Consider the following 22,545-nt stretch of genomic DNA (forward strand, 5'->3'; position numbering starts at 1 on the left):
ATCTATCCCATGTTTAGTTTATTTTATTCTACTTAGAAAATGTTTAAACCCTACTTACCAAGACAGAAATTTAAAAACATAGCATCAAGTATTTCGGTTCTTTCATATGGTTTTGCTATGTTTGATATCTCCATAATTGCTAAATTTAACTCATATGCAAAAAGCTCTAACTCATTTTCATTGAGCAGATCTTTTGCCCTATATAGTGCTTCTTTGGCATTTTTAGAAGATAAAATTTGTCTAGTTGAACTAAGCATTATGCCATCATAGTTTTGAGAATCTAGATACTTTTTTAATGTTTCTATTATTAAATTTGAACTTTTTTTAGCAGAAATTTTGATGTACTCTTCAAAATCGTAGTTGAATTTAGACTCCAAATCATCTTTATTTAAAACATATATTATTTTTTTACCACTATTTTTACAAATTTCTAAAATTTTCTCATCTTCTTCATCTTTTACTCTACTACTATCAAAAACAGCTATTATAATATCTGCTTCCTCAACTGCCTTCATTGAATTTTCAATTCCAATTTTTTCAACTAAAGAAACACCCTCTCTAATGCCAGCCGTATCTATGATACGAATTAGATGAGTTCCTATTTTAAGGCTTTCCTCTACCCTATCTCTAGTTGTTCCTGCTTCATCGCTTATAATTGCTCTTTCAAATTTCAAAAGTGAGTTTAAGATTGAACTTTTGCCCACATTTGGCTTGCCTATAATTGTAACTTTGAAACCTTCAATAAGCCCTTTTCTTTGTTCGCTAATCTCTACTATCTCATTTAGTTTTTTATAGTTCTCAATAAGCAAACTCTTGGTTTGCTCTAAAATATCTAAAGGAAGATCCTCTTCAGCATAATCAATACAAGTTTCAACATAAGCAAGAGTTGTAACAAGCTCATCTCTAAGAGAGTTAACATAGCTACTTAATTCACCCTTTAGATGTCTTGCTAGTATCTTTATACCGTCTTCACTTCTAGATGTTATAAGGCTTTGAACAGCTTCTGCTTTAGCTAAATCCATTTTGCCATTTAAAAATGCCCTTTTACTAAACTCGCCTGGGTTTGCAAGTCTAGCACCAAGCTTTATAAGCTCTTCTAGGATAAAATTACTTACTATAAGTCCGCCATGTGTTTGAAATTCAACTATATCTTCACCTGTAAAACTATTTGGTGCTTTAAAATATATAATTATACCCTCATCTACAAGCTCACCCACAGTTGAGTAAATTTTAGAAAAAGTGGCATATCTTGGAATTAGTGTATCTTTTTTTATAAGTTTTAAAGCTAGGCTTAACGCATTTTTTCCACTAAGCCTTACTATTGAAATTGAACCTATTCCGTGAGCTGTTGCTATGGCTACTATAGTATCATTCATTGCTTTTTAATTTTATCGTTTATAACTATAAATTTTCCATTTTTAGATGAGCGAACACCTATGTATTTTTCAGGATACGCCTCTCTTAGTTGCTCTAAGGCAATTTTAATTAAAATTCCATCCAAGGGTCTAGTTTGTGCTTTTCCATTATTGTCAATTTTTTCAAATATATCTTTTAGATAATTTGCTATCATCTTTTCTTGATTTTCATAAAATTGTGATATCTCAAGCCTTACATAAAGACCGTATTTTAAACTCAGATAATTATAAAGCAAGGTTGAGATGGCTTTGTATCTAGCTCCCTCTTTTCCTATTAAAAGAGCAGCATCCTCACCATCAAGTTTTACATATATAGTTCTATCATCAAATTTAGATATCTCTACGACCTCTATTTCAAATATGCTTTTTGAAAAAAGATCTTTAATCTCTTTATCAATAGATGATAAGACTAGCTCTATATTTACTGGTTCTTTTCTTTTAGATTTTTTATTATTAGTCCTATTTAATCTACTAGGTTTCTTGATAGTATCAAGCTCTTCTTGTTTTGTCAAATCTTGTTGCTTTTTTTCAACTTTTTTAGAGCTATCTTTTTTAATATTTTTTTCTTTTACATCTTTTGTCTTAGATATTTTTTGTTCATCTTTGCCAAAACTGGCATTTATTATTGCATTTTTCTTTAAAAAGCCAAATATTCCATTACTTGGATGTTGCACAACATCAATTTTTAAATCAACAACAGAACAACCAAGTTTTTCAGCCGCTTTAGTTATTGCTTCTTGTAAATTTTTTGCTTCTATTCTCATTGCTTTTTCTCCAATATAGCTTCTTTTTTATCTTTTTTAAAAATTCTATTAACGACCAATTGCTGTACTACAGAACATAAGTTGTTAACACACCAGTAAAGAGTAAGACCCGCAGGGAATGTCATGAAGAAAAATGTAAATATTAAAGGTAGAAATTTCATTATCTTTTCTTGCATTGGGTCAGTAAAATTAGTAGGTGTTAGTCTTTGTTGTAAAAACATTGATATACCCATTATTATAGGAAGCACAAAATAAGGATCTTTTATAGCAAGGTTTTGTATCCAAAATATCCAAGGAGCGCCTTGAAGCTCGATAGCATTTAATAAAACCCTATAAATAGCAAAAAACACAGGAATTTGAAGCAATATAGGAAGACATCCACCCATTGGGTTTGCACCATGCTTTTTATATAGTTGCATTACCTGAGCTTGCATTTTTTGCGGTTCATTTTTATATTTTGCTTGAATTTCTTTTATCTTTGGCGCTAAATCTTTCATTTTATTCATAGATACCATGCCTTTATATGTTAAAGGAAATAGCACTAGCCTTATGACAAGAGTTAAAATTACAATTGCCCATCCCCAGTTACCTACATAGTTATGTAAAATACTTAAAAACGAAAACATTGGTTTTGCTATAAATGTAAACCACCCGTATTCAATTACATCGGTAAGCTCTGGGCTTATGCTTTTTAACAATTCTTGGTTTTTAGGTCCTATAAAACCATTTGTTTTAAAAGAGCCTTTTGCTAAGACAAAAAGTTGGTTTACTTTATTTGAATGCTGTGTTGCAACAACATCAAAAGGCTTGTCAAAATTATAAAATATAGTTGTATAGTATCTATCAAAAGCAGCTGCAATATCTATACCCGAATAATCCTCGCCACCTTTTTCAACTTTACCATCTTTAATAATCTCTAACTTGTCTTCACTATCTCTAAGAAGTAATCCATTAACTGTATATGAGTCAACTATTATATTTGGTCTCATTCCTGGAGTTATAAAATACTCAACATCTTTATTTAATTTAACATCTAATTCATAACTTCCATTTGAATTAAATTTAATGGTTTTTACAATAGTGATATCGCCTAACTCTTGAGTTAAAACAATCGTTTTTGAACCAGTAGTTAAATCCGCACTAGAAATAGATGTGCTATATGGTGCTTCAAACGCTTTTTTATTTAACTCGCTATCTGAAAATCTAATCTCTAAAGGAAGTGGTGAAAAACTAGGATCTACTAAATTAAAAGACACACCTTCATCGCTTTTATATATTGCATCTTTTAGTATAAAAGCACTAATCCTACCAAGCTCATCTATGCTTGCTTCAAATGTTTTTGATTTTATATTTACTATGGGTTTTTTAGTATAATCTACTTTAGGTTGTTCTATACTTTGTGCTTTGCCTTGTGCTACTGGAGCGCTATTTTGCATAGCTTGCTTCGTTGTTTGATTTTGTTCTGGGGCTACTTTTAACTTTGATAGATAAAAATGATCATACCCTATAAAAAAAATAAATGCCAAAAGAGTGGCTATAATAGCTCTTTTTTGAATTGAAAGATCGTCTAACACTATTTGTCCTTTTTAAAATCTAATGATTTAATTATATAATATTTATCCTTTTTTAAAGGCACATACCAAAAATATATCTTAGATATATTTGGTCTATAAAAAAATGTTATTTTAGAAAATTTCTTATATATAACAGGGTAATCTATACCACCTTTAAATAGCGGATTACACCTAAGAATTCTAAAAAAAGTTGAAAAAATAGCTCTAAAAATAGAGCTGTTTTGAAAATTAATCATGGCATATTCTGAACAAGTTGGATAATACCTGCAAGTTGCAGGAAATAGTGGAGAGATAAAGAGTCTATAAAATTTAATCAAAGATATAAAAATATTTTTCATCTTAAAGCGCCCATCTTTTTAAATGACCATTTTAAATTTTTACAAATATCATCATATTTTAGTTCGCCTATCTTAGATTTAGCTATTATTATATATTTGCCAGTTTCTAACTCGTCTTTGAAACTTAAAAAAGCAGCTCTAATAAGTCTTTTTGATAGATTTCTCTTGACTGCATTTCCTACTTTTTTACTTGCTACAACTGTAAATTTATCTTCATTAAATGGGAGAAAATAAACTACAGCACATTCACAATGCCACTTCTTTGCATTTTCATAAATATATTTAAATTCTTTTGCCTCATTAATTGGGGCAAAATTACCTAGACAGCCAATCTTTTTCTACCTTTTGCACGTCTTGCATTGATAACCTTGCGACCGTTTTTGGTCTTCATTCTAACTCTAAAACCATGCGTTCTCTTTTTAGGAGTTTTATGTGGTTGATATGTTCTTTTCATATTGTTTTCCTTTTAAAAATAATACAGAAAGAAGATTTTATCTTATTCTCACTTAAAAATAGATAAGATATCTACTATACAACACCACCCTATCCAATATTTTATAAATCAAAACCCTATTATATAAAAAATAAACTATTATTAAAATACTTTTTAGTACAATAACTAAAACTACTATTAAGGGTAATTATGAAGAGTATTTTAAATATATATATGTTTTTACTAGCCATGTTAATTGGTATGGAGATAAGTGCTGGTGCATTTGTAGCACCTGTTATATTTTTCCCGCAAAATTTGATAGGAGATGGTGTTTTAACCCATTTTCAAAGCGGACAAATGATGTCAGCAATATTTGTTAAGCTTAATTATGTGTTAATTGCTGTTTCTGTATTGGCTTTTTTATATGAAACTATAAACTTTTTTAAAAATAAAATTGAAAATTTTAACATTAGATTTTCAACTTTTATGCTAGCTTCTATAAATTTAGCTCTTGCACTTTTATTTATTTTTTACTTTACAAGCTATATCTTGGAAGCTCAAAAATTAGGCGAAATAGCAACTATTCAAAGTAGTGAATTTAATCAAATCCATAAAGCAAGCGAGTGGTCTATGAAAATTATGATGATAGCTCAAACTATTTTATTTTTCATAAGATTTCCTAAAAACAAATCAAACTATTAATTAAAACTAAAAACATATTGAATTTTAAAAAAGATAGTCAAAATGAGCAATCCTAAAACTAAATTTTCAGTTTTAATGTCTATATATTATAAAGAAACTCCTGAATTTTTTAATAAGGCTATGCAAAGCATTTGGGATAACCAAACGCTAAAACCAGATGAAATCATTTTAGTTAAAGATGGCCCTTTAACTGCAAAATTAGATGAAGTAATATCTATATGGCAAGAAAAAATTCCAAATATATTAAAAGTAATAGCACTTAAATCAAACCTTGGACTTGGTGATGCTTTAAATATTGGCTTAAAAGAATGTAGTTTTAATTTAGTTGCCAGAATGGACACAGACGATATATCAATGCCCGATAGATTCAAAAAACAGATAGAAATATTTAAAGAAAAAGATATTGATATATGCAGTTCTTGGGCAAGAGAATTTGATGGTGATGAGACAAATATCGTTTCTTATAAAAAAGTTCCCAAATTTCATAAAAATATTATAAAATTTTCAAAAAGCAGAAATCCACTAAATCACCCAGCAACTATGTACAAAAAAGAGGTTGTTAAAAATGCAGGTGGATATAAAAAAATGCTATGGTTTGAAGATTACTATTTATGGGCAAGAATGATAATAAATGGAGCAAAATTTTATAATATTCAAGAACCTCTTGTTGATATGAGAGCAGGCTTTAGCCAACTAAAAAGAAGAAAGGGTTTAAAATATGCACTATATGAATTAAGGTTTCAAAAAGAACTTTTGGAAATTGGTTTTATAAATATATTTGAGTTTATAAGAAATGTTACTATAAGATTTATAGTTAGAATTTTACCAAAAAATATGGTTAAATGTATATACAAATTACTAAGGAAATAGTTATGAAATTAAGAGTTTATTATGAAGATACAGATGCAGCAGGCATTGTCTATCATGCAAATTTTATAAAATTTTGTGAACGAGCTAGAAGTGAACTATTTTTTAGCTCAAATATACAAGCTTTTACAAAAAATAGGCATTTTGTAGTAACTTCTATAAATGCTAAATTTATTAAAACAGCTTTTTTAGGCGATATCTTAGAGATTAAATCAAAAGCAAAAGAAATTAAAAAAGCAAGTATTATAATAGAGCAAAACATCTATAGGATTGCAAGTATTGAAAAACCGCTAAATAAGCCTGAATTAGTTTTTAATGCAGATATCAAATTAGCATTTGTGTTAGATAAAAAACCAGCTAAAATGGATAAAGATATAATTGATTTTTTAAATAAAATTAGCTAACGCTCTACCCTAGTTTATTGGAATAAATTTATATCTAGTTGTTTTATATATTTTTGTATCATATCTTATCCCGGCACCAGAAATTTGCTCATCAAAAACTCTTTGCTTATTAGCTCCTGAATATGTTGAGTAAAGGTAATCAATCCCTATAGCAGTTGAATACGCAACCCAATTATATTCCATATCTAAACCAAGTAAACTAGCAGTAGATGAAATATCACTAGGTATATATGATATAGAATTAGCTATGTATAAGTTTTCTCTATTTCCATATTCTATTGAGGTAAGTAGCTTTGGTGCATAGTTGATTTGAGTTGTTAGATATGCCTTTGGTTTTGCTTTATTTATACTAATCTCATTTATTACAAATTCAGTCTTGCTAAGCGGTAAATTTAAAAAAACATCACTCTCATTAAATTTCTCATCTATAGTATCAAAAAGAGCTCTTTTTGAATTATCAACCATATTTTTTGCAATTACATTATTTGAATTTATTTCAACATATCCATTTAGCGTCTTTGCTAAATAGCTTCCATCGTGATAGATTATTAAATTTGATGAGGATTTGTTTAAAAGCTCTCTTACTTGATCCTCATAACTAATACCACCAAAAAAGATATTCCCACTACTAGAGCCAACCGAGCTATAGTTTAAAGTCGGTATAAAAAAGAATGTATTAGGGTCTGAATTGCTTGCTATATATCTTGCGCCATTAACAGTAAGTGGAGCTACTACAAGAGAAATTCCATCTCTTTTTATCTGTGATAAAGCATTTCTTAAAGAGGCTGAACTTTCATTTCCACTAAGATAAAACTTAATATCTGCATTAATGTTTTGAGATATTACATATGAAAATATAGCATCAGAAACTACATGCGAATACCCTTTTATCACTTGCTGAGGAATTAAAACAGCAATTTTCACAGAGTTTGAGCTATTTTTTGAACCACCATCTAAACCACCAAAAGCAATTAAAGATTTTATATTTCCGCTTAGTTTTGCATATAAATTTGATAAGAAATTATTTGCATTGCTTTCTTTAAATCTAGATAGAAAACTAAACTCCATTCCGCTATTAACTAAATTTTGAAGACAGTTAGCATCGCAGTTTCCATGCTCTATATCTATGTAATTAATACTTGCAGGTGGAATATCTGAAATTTTCTGAACTTTAGCAAATGCAAACATTGGTACTAAACATATTAAAATTAAAATTTGTCTCATATTAACTCTCTTATCTTTTCTAAATCTTTTATTAATTCATCTTTTTTACTTGGATTTTTAGCAATATAATCCATATCAAAAACCGGAATTAAAAAAGAGTTGTTAAGCTTAAACACAGACCCATGGCTAATATCTAAACTTGGTAAATCACTATCTTGTAAAACTATTTTAGAACAAAGCTCGCCCATAGTCAATATAACCTTAGGTTTTATCTTATCTATCTCTTCAAAAAGATATGGGCTACACTTCATAACAGACTCCTCTGTTATGGTTACATTTTTAGGAGTTTTACATTTAATTAAAAAACTAGTGTAAATCTCATCTTCTTTTAATCCACTATATTCTAACAAAAGTTCTCTTAATTTTATAGAAACCTCTCCACTATAAAGTTTTCCACTCTCATCTTCTTTAAATGTAGGGTTTTCTAAAATAACCATTAATTTAGCTGAAGTATTGTTTGAAAATATGCTATTTTTTCTATTTTTTGAAAAAGCACAAAGTTCACAACATTTTAAGGCATTTTGCAGCTTTTCTATATTTTCAAAGTTATTATCGTGTTTATAATTTATAAAATTATCATCAATGTATTTATATCCAAAAGCTTTATAATATTGGAGTCTTTGTATCAAAAATATATTATCACTCAAAATTTTCCCTTTTATTCATAGCTACAAACCCTCTATCAAAACCTGCTAAATCTTTATAAAACTCATACACAAAACCATTTTTATCCAAGATATTTGATAAAATCTCTTTTTGATCATATCCTATTTCACAAGCTAGATATTTAGCTCGTTTTTTTGCAAGTATGATTATATTTTCTAAAATTTCATGTCCATCTTTACCACCAAAAAGTGCCATATCAGGCTCATTTTTAACCCATTTATCAAGCTTATAATCCTCTTTTATATATGGTGGATTAGATACTATGATATCAAAATTTCCATCTATTTTATCCATATATGCACACTTTATAAAACTAACTTTGCTATTAAACTTACTGGCATTAACCTTTGCAACTTCAAGTGCTTTAGTGGATATATCACTTGCTATAATTTTACTGTTAGGAAGCTCTTTTTCTAAACTTATACTTATAATCCCACTTCCAAAACCTATCTCACAAATTTTTGGATTTTTAATATTTTTGGCAATCTCTAAAGTTTTTTCTACTAAAATTTCAGTTTCAAACCTAGGTATTAATACTCCCTTTTTTACAAAAAACTCTCTATCTAAAAAGCTTGCCTTTTCAACTATATATTCAAGTGGCTCTGAGTTTTTAAATCTTTCAATAAGTTTAAAATATTCTTTTTCATCTTTAAGTTTTTCATTAAATTTTAAAATTAGATTAGACTCATCAGTATTTAAAACAAATTTTAAAAGTTCTTTAGCTACGGTTCTTGAGCTTGTTTCCTCACTAGCTTTTTTAAAAGCCTCAAATATTGTCATTTTCTAATTGTGTAATTCTTTCATATAGTGTTGGGTGTGAATGGTAAAAATTAGAATAAATTTTATGTGATTTTGGAAAAGCTTTATTCTCACTACCTAATTTTTTCAAAGCACTTATCATATCATCTTTATCTTGAATTTCTGCTCCAAACTCATCGGCTTTAAACTCACATTTTCTACTTATAGATGACTGAATAGGTGTTATAAAAAACGATAAAATAGGACTTAAAACCATTAACATTATAATGATACTTCCTCCACTTTTTGCGATTCCAGCTGATTCAAATACACTAAATGGTAAATTTCCAAAAATTAAAAACATAATAAAAATGCCAACACTTGCAAACACTAAATTTCTAATTATATCTTTATTTTTAAAATGCCCTAACTCATGACCTAGTACTGCTAAAATTTCATTTATACTTAATTTTTGTATCAATGTATCAAATAAAACCACTCTTTTTGAAGCTCCAAGTCCACCAAAATAGGCATTTAGCCTATTATCTCTCTTGCTTGCATCAATAGTAAAAATTCCACTACTTTTAAATCCACATTTTTGCATTAAGCTTTCAATACCATCTTGAAGATCTTTGTTTTCTAATGGTTTCATCTTGTTGAACATAGGAGCTATGATAGTTGGATATATGAAATTTATAATTAAGATTATAACAAAGGACAAAACTGCTGCCCAAATCCACCACGAAGCGCCCAAAAACTCAATGCATAAAAGTATCAAATACACAAATAAAGAGCCAAAAATTATAGTTAAACTAAATGCTTTTATAAAGTCTAAAATGAATGTTTTCTTATCTATCGTAGAAAAACCAAACTTTTTATCTTTTATAAATTTAGAATATATCTCAAATGGTAGTCCTAAGATAGATGAGATTACTATATAGCTCATTACAAATAGTAAATTTTGAACTATTGTATCATCTAAAACTATCTTAGTATAGAGTAGTTTTAAGCCAAAAGATAGCCAAAACACAGTGAGTATAAAATCATAAACCAAAGTAGTTATCTCAAATTTCTTATTTGTTACTGAAATTTTAGCAGCCTCTTTATAGATTTTATCGTCTAAAATAACTGCATCTTTTTTGGATTCCTCATTTATAAAACTTATCTCTAAAATTTCTAATGAAATTTTTATCATTGTATATACTAAAAATACCGATATTAAAAATATTAACATTGCTTCTCCATTGTTTATTATCATGTAAAATAATAGTAAATTTTAGTTAAATTTAGTTAATAAAAAATAAGGGTAAATATGAAAATAGCAATAAGCGGTTCAACCGGCATGGTTGGGAGATATTTAAAAGACTATCTAGGGGTTGAAGTTATAGGTTTAACTCGTGAAATTTTAGCAGATGATGAAAGTTTGTTAAATGCTTTAAAAGATTGTGATGGAATTATAAACTTAGCAGGAGCTACAATATCTAAAAAATGGACAGATAGCTATAAAAAAGAGCTCTATGAAAGTAGAATTCAAACAACTAAAAAAATAGTTAATGCACTAGGCAAGTTAGATAATAAGCCAAAAGTTTTTATCTCAACTTCTGCTGTTGGAATTTATGAAGATGGTTTTAGTAGTAGCGAAAAAGAGGCAATTTATGGTAATGATTTTTTGGCTAATTTAGCAAAAGACTGGGAAAAAGAGGCACTAAGAGCCAAAAATGAACTTGGTATAAAAACAACTATATTTAGATTTGGTGTAGTTTTAAGTAAAAGCGGTGGAGCATTAAAACAGATGGAGCTTCCTTTTAAACTAGGTCTTGGCGGAAAGATAGGTAATGGAAAAAATATTATTTCTTGGATACACATAAAAGATCTTGCAAAAGCCATAAAATTAGCTTTAAATGAAGATATAAAAGATGATATATACAACCTTACTAGCCCAAACTCAATAAGCAATGAAGCTTTTTCAAAAGAGCTTGCTAGTGCCTTAAACCGCCCTATGTTTTTTACCATTCCAGTTTTTGTTTTAAAACTAAAATTAAAAGAGGGTGTAACTGTTTTAACAAGCTCAGTTGATGCAAAACCTAAAAAACTACTCGATAATGGATTTAAATTTGAATACCCTTTATTAAAAGAAGCATTAAGCGATATTTATAGTTAAATTTCAAACTAAGCTTTTTTTAGATAAACTATATAAATTTACAAAATCCAATATAAAGTTGAAATATGAGAAAATTTTTATCTCTTTTTTTAGTTTTCACTATTTTACCATTAGCACTTTTTGCTGATGATGTAAGTAGTGTTAACGCAGACAAATTTGGGATACTAACCCTTATCCCACCACTAGTTGCCATAAGTTTGGCTTTTATAACTAAAGATGTTGTTTTATCACTTTTCCTAGGTGTTTTTAGTGGAACATTTATGATAAGTGTTATAGAAAACAATATCTTTATAGCTATCATAAAAGGCTTTGTTGATGTTAGCAATAAAGCTATAAACTCAATGGCTGACTCTTGGAATGCTGGAATTATGCTTCAAGTTTTAGCTATAGGTGGTGTAGTTGCTCTTATCTCAAAAATGGGTGGAACAAAGGCGGTCGCAGAGTGGCTTGCTAAAAAGTCAAAAAGTGGGGTTTCTGCTCAAATTTATACTTGGGTAATGGGACTTTTTGTATTTTTTGATGACTATGCAAATGCCCTTATTGTTGGTCCTGTTATGCGTCCTGTAACTGATAAATTTAAAATTTCTCGTGAGAAACTTGCATTTATAATTGACGCTACGGCAGCACCTATAGCTGGTATTGCTATAATTTCAACATGGATAGGCTATGAGCTTTCAATTATTAAATCATCTTATGAGCTAATAGGCGTTACAGATATAAACGCATTTGCTATATTTTTAGAAACAATTCCTTATAGATTTTATAATATATTTATGCTTGTTTTTGTTGTAGCCACTGCTGTTATGAACAGGGAGTTTGGACCAATGTATAAAGCACAAATGAGAGCTTTAAAAACAGGTGTAGTTGAATCAACAAACCAACAAAGCATTAATAATGTAGAAGATAAAGCACTTCTTCCAAAAGAAGGGATCAAACTTCAAACTTCAAATGCTATAATTCCTATTTTGGTCTTAATGATTGCAGCATTTACAGGCTTTTATCTAAATGGTATGTCAACACTTGAAGGAGAGGCTTTAGCGCAAGTCAAAGCATCACCTTTATCGTTTTTTGCACTTCGTGAAACATTTGGAAATGCTGATGCGTCTGTAGTTCTTTTCCAGGCTGCTTTATTTGCAACTGTTGTGGCTATATTTCTTGGTATGTATAGAAAGATATTTACAGCTTCAGAGGCGATAGAAGTATGGATAAAAGGGTGGAAAACTATGATAATCACAATAGTTATACTACTTCTTGCATGGTCACTAAGCTCTGTTATAAAAGATGTAGGAACATCTGTTTATCTAGTAAATGTTTTATCAGATGCTATCCCTAGCTGGGCACTTCCAGCGATAATCTTTGTTCTTGGTTCATTTATATCTTTTGCAGCCGGAACAAGCTATGGAACTATGGGTATATTAATGCCACTAGTTGTTCCACTAGCCTTTGCTATAGGTGGATTTAATGGCTTTGAGGGAGAGGCTATGCATAATTATATGATTATGAATGTAGGGGCTGTTTTAACAGGAGCTATCTTTGGAGATCACTGCTCGCCTATTTCAGATACAACGATACTTTCATCAATGGGTGCTGGTTGTAACCATATAGACCATGTTGCAACGCAAGTTACATACGCTTTATCAGTTGCTGTTATAACTGTTGTGGCTGGTTATATACCTGTTGCAATGGGGTATTCAGTATTTATAGCACTTCCACTTGGTTTTATAGCTGTATTTTTAATGCTAAGAGTATTTGGTAAAAAGATAATATAAATTATTCTATAGGGTAAGTTTATAAGCTTACCCTAACTTTTCACTTTTAATTTTCTTTCATCTTATCATTTAAAAGATTTTTTATCTTATTATTTTAAGTATTTTATCCTGTCATTCTAAGCGTAGTGAAGAATCCAGTAAAATAACAAATTATAAGTATGAATTAAAAATTAAATTCTTCACATTCGTTCAAAATGACAAAATAAATTTAAGGCAATAAGAATAAAAGATATTTTTCGATACACTAAGAATAAACAAAGATTATTTAAGATATCAAAGTAAATTCAGAATAACAAAGCAATAATATACTTTAAAAAAATTAAATAACTTTAAAAACTATACAAAATGTGTTTAAATGATAAAATATGAAAATATAAATAACTAAGTATTGCCTAAAATAAGAAAAACGGTGAAAACACAAGTTTTATAATTTTACATTATTTATACTAGCTACTCTTGCTCTAAGCTTTCTGCTATAGCTAAAACTTCAAAGTATTCATTTTCAAGTTTTGCTAAACTTCCTTTTTTATCTTCAAGCTCTTCATATAGCTCGCTTAGTCCTAGTTTTTGATAAATTTCTGGATCAGAAAGTGCATGGTTTAGCTCTTTGATTCTATTTTCAATATCTTCAATTAAATGTGGATGTTCTTCTAAAATTTTGTTTTGTCTATAAGTTAATTTTTGAGTTTTTTCTTTCTGTTTTGCTTGCAAATCTTGCTGCTCTATGGCCTCTTTTTCTATCTTGTTTAGCTCATCTATCTCATCTTCATATTCAAGATATTCGCTATATTCCATATGGCTTTGATTTATCTTTTCATCTTCAAATATCCATAGTTTATTTGTAATCTTATCTACAAAATATCTATCATGACTTACAACTATCACAGCACCATCAAAGTCAAGCAAATACTCCTCTAAAATGTTTATAGTAGCAATATCAAGATCATTAGTAGGTTCATCAAGGATCAAACAATCATACTCAGCAGTAAAAAGCTTAGCAAGTGCTAGACGGTTCTTTTCCCCACCACTTAAAGTTGCAACTGGCTGAGTTAGAAACTCTTTTGGAAATAAGAAATTTTTCAAATACCCATAAACATGCATATATCGCCCTTTAACCATTATGTGATCACCACCGTTTGGGCAAAAAATTTCTATCAAAGTTTTATCATCGCTAATACTACTTCTTGTTTGATCAAAATAGCCTATTTTAATATCACCTTTTTTCAGCATCCCACTATCATAACTCATCTCTCCAAGAAGTATCTTTAAAAGGGTGCTTTTACCTGTTCCGTTTCTCCCTACTATTCCTATCCTCTCACCTTGAAGAACTCTTGCGCTAAAATTCTCAAAAAGCTTTTTTCCGCCTAGACTTTTTGATAGATTCTTGCATTCAAAAAGCATTTTTTTTCTGTTTTGAGTTATGCCACCTATTTTAAACCCTACATTTGTTCGCTCTAGCTCTATTTTTATCTTCCTTATAACACCTGGATTTTTCTTAGCAGCTTCCCTCATAGCAAATATACGCTGTTTTCTACCTTCGTTTCTTTTGAGTCTTGCTTTAACCCCTCGTCTTAACCACTCCTCTTCGCTCCTTAGATTTTTAAGTAAAGTTTCGTGTGTTTTTTGCATAGAAGCTAAAATTTCTTGTTTTTTCCTTAGATATTTTGAATATCCACCTTCAAAGAAAAGCAACCTACCATCCTCAATCTCGATACAATTAGTAGCAACTCTATCTATAAAATATCTATCATGAGATATAAAAACTATGGTTTGATTTGAGTTTATTAACATATCTTCAAGAAATTTAACCATATAGACATCAAGGTGGTTTGTAGGTTCATCAAGTAGCAAAATATCTGGCTTTTTTAGTATTAAAGCACTTAGAGCCACTCTTCTTATCTCTCCACCACTAAGTGAGTTTACATCTCTGTTTTCATACTCTTTGAGGTTAAAATTTTCTATAACTCTTTCTATTTTATTGTCTAAATTCCAGCCGTCTTTGCTTTCTATAAATTTTATAAGGTCGTTTTGTTTATGTAATAATTCATTATCTTCTGGATTTTTTGAAATTAAATTTAAGGTATCTTCATACTCTTTTATAGCATCAAAAATCTCTTTTAACTGTGAAGTTATAGCCTCTTTTACACTAAGTCCATCTTCAAATTTAGGATTTTGATCAAGCATTTGAATGTTTATATTGTTTTGAACTATAACTCTTCCATCATCAGGCTTATAAAGACCTGCTATAATTTTCATCAAAGTAGATTTTCCGCCACCATTTTTTCCAATAATAGCTGTACGGCTCTTTTCACTTATACTTAAATTTGCCTTTTCTAAAATAACTTTTATACCAAATTTTTTATCAATATCGATAAGATCAACAAGTGCCAAAGAAAACTGCCTTTCAAAACTAAATTTTAATATTTTATAATAAAATGAGTAAAAATAGTATAAATTTTCAAATATATCTAAATTTAAATAAACGCTGTATAATTAAATATTTTAAAAAAGGTAGATAAACATGAGACAAATATACAAAATTTTATTTCTTTTTATATTAGGTTTTTCAAACTCTTTAGCAAACAATCTTAATGATTATGAAAAATACATTATAAGCCTTGATGAAAGTTGTAAAAAAAATGATCTTAAATCTTGCCATAATCTAGCAACAGCTTTTTACGAAGGAGTTATTATACAGCAGGATTTAAATGCTGCATTTATACTATACAATAAAGCTTGCAATGGTAAATTTCTAGAAAGTTGTTTCAATGTAGGAGTAATGAGCGAAAATGGGCAAGGTGTAAAAAAAGATGAGTTTTTAGCCTTTGATAAATATAGCTTAACTTGCACAAAAGATAAAAAGAATAGATACAAACAAAGTGTTGGTTGTCCAAATTTAGCCATTTTATATATAGATGGTAGAGGAGTAAAACAAGATTACAAAAAAGGTATTGAAATTTTAGATGAAACTTGTAAAAATAGCAATATCAAAAGCTGTGATATCATAACTAAAATTTATAAAGATGGATATTTAGGGATAAAGCCAAGACCAGAAGAATTTAAAAAGATATTAGAGCAACAATGCAAAAAATCCAATGCAATCTTTTGTCATAAATTAGCTGATGAATTGTTATCAAAAAATGATAATAATTTGTATGAAAAAGCTATATTAATTCTTAAAAAAGCTTGCGATCTAAAATTAGCAAAATCCTGCTTAGATCTAGGTGTACTCTACGCAAATGGCAAATTTGTAAATCAAAATTTAGAAATAGCAAAAGATTATTTTGGAAAAGCTTGTGACTTAAGAGACCCAATTGGTTGTGAAAGTTATAAAATTTTAAATAAAGACGCAGAATATTAATTTATATTTTTACATAACACCTAATTTATTTAGTAATTCTAAAATAAGTCTTATTTTTGTTTTTCTTAGACAAAAAGATATATTTTGTTACTTTATCTAGGAATTAAAAACCCTATAAAATACAATTAAATATGTAAAAATTGTTATAATTATATAAAATTGTATTATAATTGTAAAAAACGAGATTGCAAAGTTAAAATATAAATAACACTACTAATTGTATAAGCACAATTATAAAAACTAATTAAAAAATACTTAGTAACATTATAAAATAGAATTTAAAATGTATAAAAGAGATAGATAAATCTCCCTTTTATACATAAATTGAAATATTAATTAAAAATGAAACCCTACAGAAGCACCAGCTGAAACATCTTTTTCAGAGTTATAGCTAACTCCGCCTTTAAATATCCATTTAGCATTATCAGATACTTTTGATATACCTATAGATATAGCAGATTCTCCATTATGATACCCTGTTCCTAAAGAAAGCAATCCTTTACCAGGTATGTTTGACTGTGGTAACATTCCTAAAGCAATGGCACTTGCTATACCTGCATTTGCACTATCTTTGTATTTATTTATATCACTATAAACACCAGCAAGACCTTGATTTAATTGATTAAGATTAACTGCATCAGTTCCTAATTTACCAGGAGCAACATTGCTTATGGTTCTTTCATTGCCTTTTGAGCCAACAGAAACAGTATTTTCTCTACCACCATCATTTGAACCAGCACCTAAAGCAACTGAGTTTTTACCATCAGCTACACTTCCATAACCAACAGCTGTACTACCTTTTCCATTTGCAACTGCTGATGCTTTGTCTTTAGGTTTACTTGAAGCTGGTTTTCCGTCTATTAAATTAGTACCGCCTGATTTAATAGATCTAATAGCACCATCAATAGTAGTAGCTCCTGTTCCACCAATATCATTCATAGTAATATCACCATCAGATGTAACATTAGCATCTCCACCAAGAATATTTTTAATACTACCTGCTACATTTCCTATAACTTGATTTGTTGCAAATAGTTGTGAGCCGTTAATTGCGTCTGTGCTATCTTTTGAAATTTTACCCGCAGCTACATTTATAACTTGTCTTTCATTTCCAGCAGCACCCACACTAACTACGCCGTTATCCATAGAGCCTTTACCTGCAAAGTTACCATAAGTTATAGATGTTTTTCCATCAATGCTCGCAACTGTGGCTTTCGTTTCACTAGTGGCGGCACGATCTGTTGAAAGATTACCTAATATAACACTATTTGCTGTTTTGCTTGTAACTTTATTTCCTAATACAAAAGTATTATTATGGTCTATTTTATTATTATTACCAATAGAGTAAGCGTTATCACCAGTAACTACTGTAGGATCTCCAAATGCACCAGAGTGGTTTCCTTTAACTTGGTTTCCATAACCTATAGCGATTGAACTTTTTCCTGTAACATTTGAATCTGTTCCAATAGAGATTGAATGTTTTGCACTATCTCCAACATCAGCTCTTATGCCTATAGATATAGAACCATATGAACCAGCACTAGAGTCATTGTCATCTACTGGTCTCTCAGCTCCTATAGCATTAACATCACTATTAACATGGAAAAATCTTGTTCCTTGACTATTTAAATTATTAATAGCTTGTATGATGTTTGTATTTTCAGTTGTCTTTCTTCCATCAGCATTGTTTGTTCTAAGAGCTAATTTACCATCTTCGGTTAATGAACCATTGCCATCAACATACTTATTATCGCCAAGAATATTGCTAACATTAGTTATATTATTAGTAACATTAGTTTTTAATTTTGTTAAATCCCCAACTGTTGCAGCACTGCTTAATATCTTTTTATCATCAGCATTAGAAGCATCTAAGTCTTTTAATTGTTTGCCAGATTTATCTAAAGCACTAGCAACATTTGATATAACATTACCACCATTATTTAGCCCCTTATCTGTTAAAGATACTGTTTTATTAGCATCTGTTGTATTAGTTATAGTGATACCGTTAGTATCCACTTTTGTATCACCTGTAGTAACACTACTTAAAGTGATATCATCTTTTAAGCCAAATGTTACATTACCATCAGCTCCAACAGAAGCAATAGTATTTTTACCATTTACAAAATTTAAACCATCAGCTAAAGATACAGAGTTTTTAGTTCCACTATTAGCTTTATAGGCTAGTTTGGTATTAGTTGCTATGCTAGCTGTATCAACTTTTAAATCATAAACTAATTTACCGTCTTTATTTCCAACTTGCGCTACTGTTACACTACCATTAGTTGATTTAACCTCTGTTCTTACAGAATCAACATAGGTTTTATTTGTTACATCTCCGCCATCTGTTGGAGCTCCTACATTAGTAATCTTAGAACCATTAACATCTATAGTTTTATCTCCAAATGTTATAGTAGAACCGCTTCCGGTTCCACCACCAATTGAGTTAATACCTGTTAATTCTTTATTTAGTGCAAAAGTAAAATTTCTTTCATCTTGAATTATATTTATATTGCTACCATTTATAAATTTAATAGTTTGCCCATTTGTAACATCTTTTGCAGCTTCACTATTTGCTTGAACCTTAAATGACTGAATTGCACTATCTGCTTTTGCAAGGCTATCTTTGGTGGCTTGAGATAAATCTAATTTATAATCAGTTGTTATAGCTCCATCTTTCTCTGTAGTTGTGTTTTTATCTAATTTTAATGTGTTTTCTACTGAGACTATAGATTTATCAGCTGCAACTATATAAGTTGTGGTTTTTGTGCCATCGCCATTATCTTTGTCTTTTGATGAAGTAATGTGAACATTTGAACCCTCTTTAACCTCAACAGCTTTATTTGCAATATTACTTATAATAGTATTGCCCGCATTTGTTAAATTGTTTAAATCTTTATTGGTTGCATTGTTAATAATAGTTTTAGTAGCGTCATTTAAATCATACTTTACAACCCCATCCTTATCAATACTAGCAACAGTATTACTACCATTTATAAAATTTAAACCTTTTTCTAAAGTTACAATTTCTTTATTATCATCTTTTCCATTAGCTTTATATGCCAGTCTAGTAGTTTCGGCTATCTTATCTGTATCAACTTTTAAATCATAAACTAATTTACCGTGTTCATTTCCAGTTTGTTTTACTGTTACACTCTTATCATTTGATGTAACCTCTGTTCTTACAGAATCAACATAGGTTTTATTTGTTACATCTCCACCATCTGTTGGAGCTCCTACATTAGTAATCTTTCCACCATTAGCATTAATAACATTATTATCACCAAAAGTTATTTTACCTTGTCCAGTTGCTCCACCTATTGAAGTGATACCTGTTAAATCTTTATTTAAAGAGAATGCAATACTTTTTCCAGTAGCATTAGTTATAATATTAGTATCACCTGTTAGAGCAATTTTATCACCTAAACTAATCTTACCTGTTTCACTACCGTTATCTCCTGTAAAAAATAAACCTTTTTTAACCTCTGTATCAGCATCAACACCTTTTTGAATATCATCTTTTGTTGCTTGTGTTAAATCAATCTCATAAGCAAGTAGACCATCTACATCTGTTCCACCTGTTACTTCAACTTTCCCATCTGCTTTTTTAGCTAAAGTGGTTTTGGTAGCGTTAACGGTGTAGATGGTGTGACCGTCTGTTTTATCAGGCGCATCAGTGACAGTCACTTGTTTGCCTGCTTTAACTTCAGTTTTTGCAGCTTTTATGGCGTCATCGATAGTATCTTTACCCGTGCCACCAATATCACTCATTTGAAGTTGTCCAGCATTTTCTCCTGTTTTTTCAATTTCGGCATTGCCACCTAAAATTTTACTTACTAAGGTATTTCCTACATTACTAACAACATTATTAGTTGTATAAAGTTGTGAGCCGTTAATTGCGTCTGTGCTATCTTTTGAAATTTTACCCGCAGCAACATTTATAATCTGTCTTTCTTTTCCTGTATCACCCACACTAACTACGCCATTACCCTCAGAGCCTACGCCTGCAAAGCTACCGTAGGTAATACCACCTACAGTGGCACTGGTTTCAGCAGTGGCGGCACGGTCTGTAGATTCATTACCTAAAACCACACTATTTGCTTGAGTTGTGGTTACTTTACTACCAACTACAAAGGTATCATTTTGAGCGATAGTGTTGTTGTTACCAAAGATAAATGAGCCATCGCTTGAAATGTTGTTATCGTTACCAAAAGAGTAAGAGCCATTGCCAGTAACCACTGATGGGTCACCAAATGCACCGGATTTCTCACCCAATACTTGGTTTTTATAACCGATAGAGATTGATTGTTTTCCAGTTACATTTGAATCTCTACCAATAGCTATTGAAGTTTCGCCTTTTGCATAACTTTCTGTGCCCAGTGCTATTGAGTCATCACCTAATGCTTGCGCGCCTTTTTTGCTTTCATCTTCACTTACACCAATGGCGATAGAGCGCTTCCCTTTTGCGTAAGCACCCGTGACCTTATCTTTTCTACTTGAACCGATAGCAATACCTTGAGATTTTTCAGCTTTTGCAAGTGTTCCTATAACAATAACATCGTTGATATAATCTGCTTTACCACTTTCAGCTTCTTTAACTTTTTTATCTATATATTGATTTCCAAAGATTAAATTTCTGTTACCAAAAGTATAAGAATAAGCATTTTGCCCTTCTTTTAAAGGTTTAGCCGAATCTCCCATAAAGATATTTTGTGAACCTGTATGCTTCCATCCTGCTGTTGAGCCGATACCTATGCTTGCATCACCTGTTACCTCTGTCCCTGCGTCTTGACCTATATAGATAGAGCCCCATGATCGTTGACCATGGACAAAATGGTTACCATTTGAACCAGCATTTTGCCCTAAGTAAACACTAGACTCTCCTTGAGTTGTTCTAAATCCTGCTCCATTACCAATAGCTGTAACGAAATTTTTATTAGCGATAGCGTCGGGGCCTATGGCTAGCGAATTGTTACCAGCTGCTTTAGCATTTTTACCAATGGCAATGGCGTTACTGCCAGTTGCACCATCATTGTTATAGTTGCCACCGCCTGTTGAGTTTACACTAAAGTAGTGAATAGGCTTTATATCTTTGATTTGACTGTATCTTACTACATCATTATCTTGATAGTTTGAACCGGTACTATTAAAATTATATGTTTGAGTTCCATTTGTTATGGAAGTGATGTTTTTTAAAGCTTGTGCTAGAGTAAAGTTAAGTTTGCCGTCAGCTCCTGCTGTTATGTTTAAGTTATCATCTCCTTTAAAGGTGAAGCCTTTACTTAAGGTTGTGCTTTGTTTAGTCCCATTAGCTGTTGTATAATTAATGTCAAGACTAGAAGAATCTAAGCTAAAGGTGTAAGTTTGATCGCTAGTTGTAGAGGTTGCTCCTGTTTTTTCAATTTTCACACCATTACCAGCCTTTAGGGTTAATGTCGCACCACTACTCCATTTTGTATCAAACTTTTCTCCTGCTATTACCCCATTGCTGTCTGCTGCATCAATCCACGCAGCATTTAACGAAAATGGAGTTAGTGTTAAAGCTCCTAAAAGCAAGGATTTTACTAAAAAATTTCTATTTTCAAAAAAACTGTTAAAAGTTTTAAATTTATTAGAGCTATTACCTACTACTACGCTCTTTTTACCTGAATTTACTGATGATGCGTTTTCAGCCACTGCTACCCAACCTACACCATCTTTATATATGTGTCTATATGATTTGTTCATAATGCCTCTTTTCTTTAATAACTTATATTAGTTAAAAATTTATAAAACATACCAAATAGGCATATTAAGCATATCTTATAAAAATCTTAATACTACTAGTATAGTAAAATAATGTTTAATATAAATTAAATTAAGCTATTTTTAGATATAATATTTAGAAAATTTTTTAAAATTTTATGTTGAATTTAACTTTTCTGTCTCTCTTTTAAATTTAACAGTGTTTTTTAATAAAATATTTAAATATTGCTATTATGTAGTTTTAACTATTTAGTTAGTAGCAAAATAGTATCACTTAAAAACTTATAAAATTAAAATATTGTAAGAGTATTATATAAGTTTAGCTCAATACTGCTTTACTTGGCTTTTTCGGTTAAAGCCTCAAAATGATAAAAGAACAATTTCAAA

The 22,545-nt window shown here is 30.1% G+C and carries 18 protein-coding genes; 6 read left to right on the top strand and 12 right to left on the bottom strand.

From position 1 onward, the window contains the following. Positions 1-50: 50 nt before the first annotated feature. Genes mnmE through rpmH form a run of 6 tightly spaced genes read right to left on the bottom strand, consistent with a single transcriptional unit; the run spans position 51 to position 4,545 of the window. A complete protein-coding gene (mnmE, locus tag CBLAS_RS05825; protein WP_106871795.1) occupies positions 51-1,376 on the bottom strand; it encodes a tRNA uridine-5-carboxymethylaminomethyl(34) synthesis GTPase MnmE in 1,326 nt (441 codons plus the stop codon). After that, positions 1,373-2,179, bottom strand: coding sequence for a Jag N-terminal domain-containing protein (locus CBLAS_RS05830; protein ID WP_106871797.1), 807 nt, complete (start codon positions 2,177-2,179; stop codon positions 1,373-1,375). Before CBLAS_RS05830 ends, mnmE begins: the two co-directional genes overlap by 4 nt. After that, positions 2,176-3,753, bottom strand: coding sequence for a membrane protein insertase YidC (yidC, locus tag CBLAS_RS05835; RefSeq protein ID WP_106871799.1), 1,578 nt, complete (start codon positions 3,751-3,753; stop codon positions 2,176-2,178). Before yidC ends, CBLAS_RS05830 begins: the two co-directional genes overlap by 4 nt. Further along, complete coding sequence (gene yidD / locus CBLAS_RS05840) at positions 3,753-4,091, bottom strand: membrane protein insertion efficiency factor YidD (RefSeq protein WP_106871801.1); 339 nt, start codon at positions 4,089-4,091, stop codon at positions 3,753-3,755. Before yidD ends, yidC begins: the two co-directional genes overlap by 1 nt. Next, the gene (gene rnpA / locus CBLAS_RS05845) at positions 4,088-4,423 is read right to left on the bottom strand and encodes a ribonuclease P protein component (protein WP_106872055.1); all 336 of its coding nucleotides are present in this window, start codon (positions 4,421-4,423) and stop codon (positions 4,088-4,090) included. Before rnpA ends, yidD begins: the two co-directional genes overlap by 4 nt. Next, positions 4,411-4,545 (bottom strand): 50S ribosomal protein L34, encoded by a 135-nt coding sequence (gene rpmH / locus CBLAS_RS05850; protein ID WP_004277342.1) that lies wholly within the window; start codon positions 4,543-4,545, stop codon positions 4,411-4,413. The genes rnpA and rpmH overlap by 13 nt, the downstream gene beginning before the upstream one ends. Positions 4,546-4,734: 189 nt before the next feature. Between rpmH and CBLAS_RS05855 the strand changes: the two genes are divergently transcribed. Genes CBLAS_RS05855 through CBLAS_RS05865 form a run of 3 tightly spaced genes read left to right on the top strand, consistent with a single transcriptional unit; the run spans position 4,735 to position 6,497 of the window. Next, the gene (locus tag CBLAS_RS05855) at positions 4,735-5,226 is read left to right on the top strand and encodes a DUF4149 domain-containing protein (RefSeq protein WP_172658189.1); all 492 of its coding nucleotides are present in this window, start codon (positions 4,735-4,737) and stop codon (positions 5,224-5,226) included. 42 nt (positions 5,227-5,268) lie between these two features. Next, entirely contained in the window at positions 5,269-6,096 is an 828-nt protein-coding gene (locus CBLAS_RS05860; RefSeq protein ID WP_106871803.1) for a glycosyltransferase, read from the top strand. A 2-nt stretch (positions 6,097-6,098) separates the two neighbouring features. Further along, positions 6,099-6,497, top strand: coding sequence for a YbgC/FadM family acyl-CoA thioesterase (locus CBLAS_RS05865; RefSeq protein ID WP_106871805.1), 399 nt, complete (start codon positions 6,099-6,101; stop codon positions 6,495-6,497). A gap of 9 nt (positions 6,498-6,506) precedes the next feature. Here the strand turns inward: CBLAS_RS05865 and CBLAS_RS05870 are convergent, their stop codons facing one another. Genes CBLAS_RS05870 through CBLAS_RS05885 form a run of 4 tightly spaced genes read right to left on the bottom strand, consistent with a single transcriptional unit; the run spans position 6,507 to position 10,359 of the window. After that, a complete protein-coding gene (locus CBLAS_RS05870) occupies positions 6,507-7,721 on the bottom strand; it encodes a hypothetical protein (protein WP_106871807.1) in 1,215 nt (404 codons plus the stop codon). Continuing rightward, positions 7,718-8,368, bottom strand: coding sequence for a uracil-DNA glycosylase (locus tag CBLAS_RS05875; protein ID WP_106871809.1), 651 nt, complete (start codon positions 8,366-8,368; stop codon positions 7,718-7,720). The genes CBLAS_RS05870 and CBLAS_RS05875 overlap by 4 nt, the downstream gene beginning before the upstream one ends. Beyond that, positions 8,361-9,167 carry a peptide chain release factor N(5)-glutamine methyltransferase gene (prmC, locus tag CBLAS_RS05880; protein WP_106871811.1) on the bottom strand — a complete coding sequence of 269 codons (807 nt, stop codon included), beginning with the start codon at positions 9,165-9,167 and terminating at the stop codon, positions 8,361-8,363. The genes CBLAS_RS05875 and prmC overlap by 8 nt, the downstream gene beginning before the upstream one ends. Beyond that, positions 9,154-10,359, bottom strand: a complete 1,206-nt coding sequence (locus CBLAS_RS05885; RefSeq protein WP_106871813.1) for a M48 family metallopeptidase — start codon at positions 10,357-10,359, stop codon at positions 9,154-9,156. The genes prmC and CBLAS_RS05885 overlap by 14 nt, the downstream gene beginning before the upstream one ends. 78 nt (positions 10,360-10,437) lie before the next feature. Here CBLAS_RS05885 and CBLAS_RS05890 point away from each other — a divergent pair, with 78 nt between their 5' ends. After that, positions 10,438-11,286, top strand: coding sequence for a TIGR01777 family oxidoreductase (locus CBLAS_RS05890; protein WP_106871815.1), 849 nt, complete (start codon positions 10,438-10,440; stop codon positions 11,284-11,286). A gap of 65 nt (positions 11,287-11,351) precedes the next feature. Further along, positions 11,352-13,055 carry a Na+/H+ antiporter NhaC family protein gene (locus tag CBLAS_RS05895; RefSeq protein ID WP_106871817.1) on the top strand — a complete coding sequence of 568 codons (1,704 nt, stop codon included), beginning with the start codon at positions 11,352-11,354 and terminating at the stop codon, positions 13,053-13,055. 450 nt (positions 13,056-13,505) lie between these two features. Here CBLAS_RS05895 and abc-f read toward each other — a convergent pair whose 3' ends face one another. Continuing rightward, positions 13,506-15,446 carry a ribosomal protection-like ABC-F family protein gene (gene abc-f, locus CBLAS_RS05900; protein WP_106871819.1) on the bottom strand — a complete coding sequence of 647 codons (1,941 nt, stop codon included), beginning with the start codon at positions 15,444-15,446 and terminating at the stop codon, positions 13,506-13,508. Between the two features lie 130 nt (positions 15,447-15,576). On the opposite strand from abc-f, the gene CBLAS_RS05905 reads away from it, so the two are divergent. Next, positions 15,577-16,416, top strand: a complete 840-nt coding sequence (locus CBLAS_RS05905) for a tetratricopeptide repeat protein (protein WP_106871821.1) — start codon at positions 15,577-15,579, stop codon at positions 16,414-16,416. A 336-nt stretch (positions 16,417-16,752) separates the two neighbouring features. On the opposite strand, the gene CBLAS_RS05910 is transcribed toward CBLAS_RS05905, so the two are convergent. Beyond that, on the bottom strand, positions 16,753-22,140 hold the full coding sequence (locus CBLAS_RS05910) for a YadA-like family protein (RefSeq protein WP_106871823.1): 5,388 nt from the start codon (positions 22,138-22,140) through the stop codon (positions 16,753-16,755). Positions 22,141-22,545 lie beyond the last annotated feature (405 nt).

Source organism: Campylobacter blaseri (assembly GCF_013201895.1).
Taxonomy (GTDB): Bacteria; Campylobacterota; Campylobacteria; order Campylobacterales; family Campylobacteraceae; genus Campylobacter_B; species Campylobacter_B blaseri.

Bases quoted from the DNA above. Each gene is read 5' to 3' on its own strand.
- mnmE (WP_106871795.1), bottom strand. From the start codon at position 1,376: ATGAATGATACTATAGTAGCCATAGCAACAGCTCACGGAATAGGTTCA.
- CBLAS_RS05830 (WP_106871797.1), bottom strand. From the start codon at position 2,179: ATGAGAATAGAAGCAAAAAATTTACAAGAAGCAATAACTAAAGCGGCT.
- yidD (WP_106871801.1), bottom strand. From the start codon at position 4,091: ATGAAAAATATTTTTATATCTTTGATTAAATTTTATAGACTCTTTATC.
- rpmH (WP_004277342.1), bottom strand. From the start codon at position 4,545: ATGAAAAGAACATATCAACCACATAAAACTCCTAAAAAGAGAACGCAT.
- CBLAS_RS05855 (WP_172658189.1), top strand. From the start codon at position 4,735: ATGAAGAGTATTTTAAATATATATATGTTTTTACTAGCCATGTTAATT.
- CBLAS_RS05860 (WP_106871803.1), top strand. From the start codon at position 5,269: ATGAGCAATCCTAAAACTAAATTTTCAGTTTTAATGTCTATATATTAT.
- CBLAS_RS05865 (WP_106871805.1), top strand. From the start codon at position 6,099: ATGAAATTAAGAGTTTATTATGAAGATACAGATGCAGCAGGCATTGTC.
- CBLAS_RS05870 (WP_106871807.1), bottom strand. From the start codon at position 7,721: ATGAGACAAATTTTAATTTTAATATGTTTAGTACCAATGTTTGCATTT.
- prmC (WP_106871811.1), bottom strand. From the start codon at position 9,167: ATGACAATATTTGAGGCTTTTAAAAAAGCTAGTGAGGAAACAAGCTCA.
- CBLAS_RS05885 (WP_106871813.1), bottom strand. From the start codon at position 10,359: ATGTTAATATTTTTAATATCGGTATTTTTAGTATATACAATGATAAAA.
- CBLAS_RS05890 (WP_106871815.1), top strand. From the start codon at position 10,438: ATGAAAATAGCAATAAGCGGTTCAACCGGCATGGTTGGGAGATATTTA.
- CBLAS_RS05895 (WP_106871817.1), top strand. From the start codon at position 11,352: ATGAGAAAATTTTTATCTCTTTTTTTAGTTTTCACTATTTTACCATTA.
- CBLAS_RS05905 (WP_106871821.1), top strand. From the start codon at position 15,577: ATGAGACAAATATACAAAATTTTATTTCTTTTTATATTAGGTTTTTCA.
- CBLAS_RS05910 (WP_106871823.1), bottom strand. From the start codon at position 22,140: ATGAACAAATCATATAGACACATATATAAAGATGGTGTAGGTTGGGTA.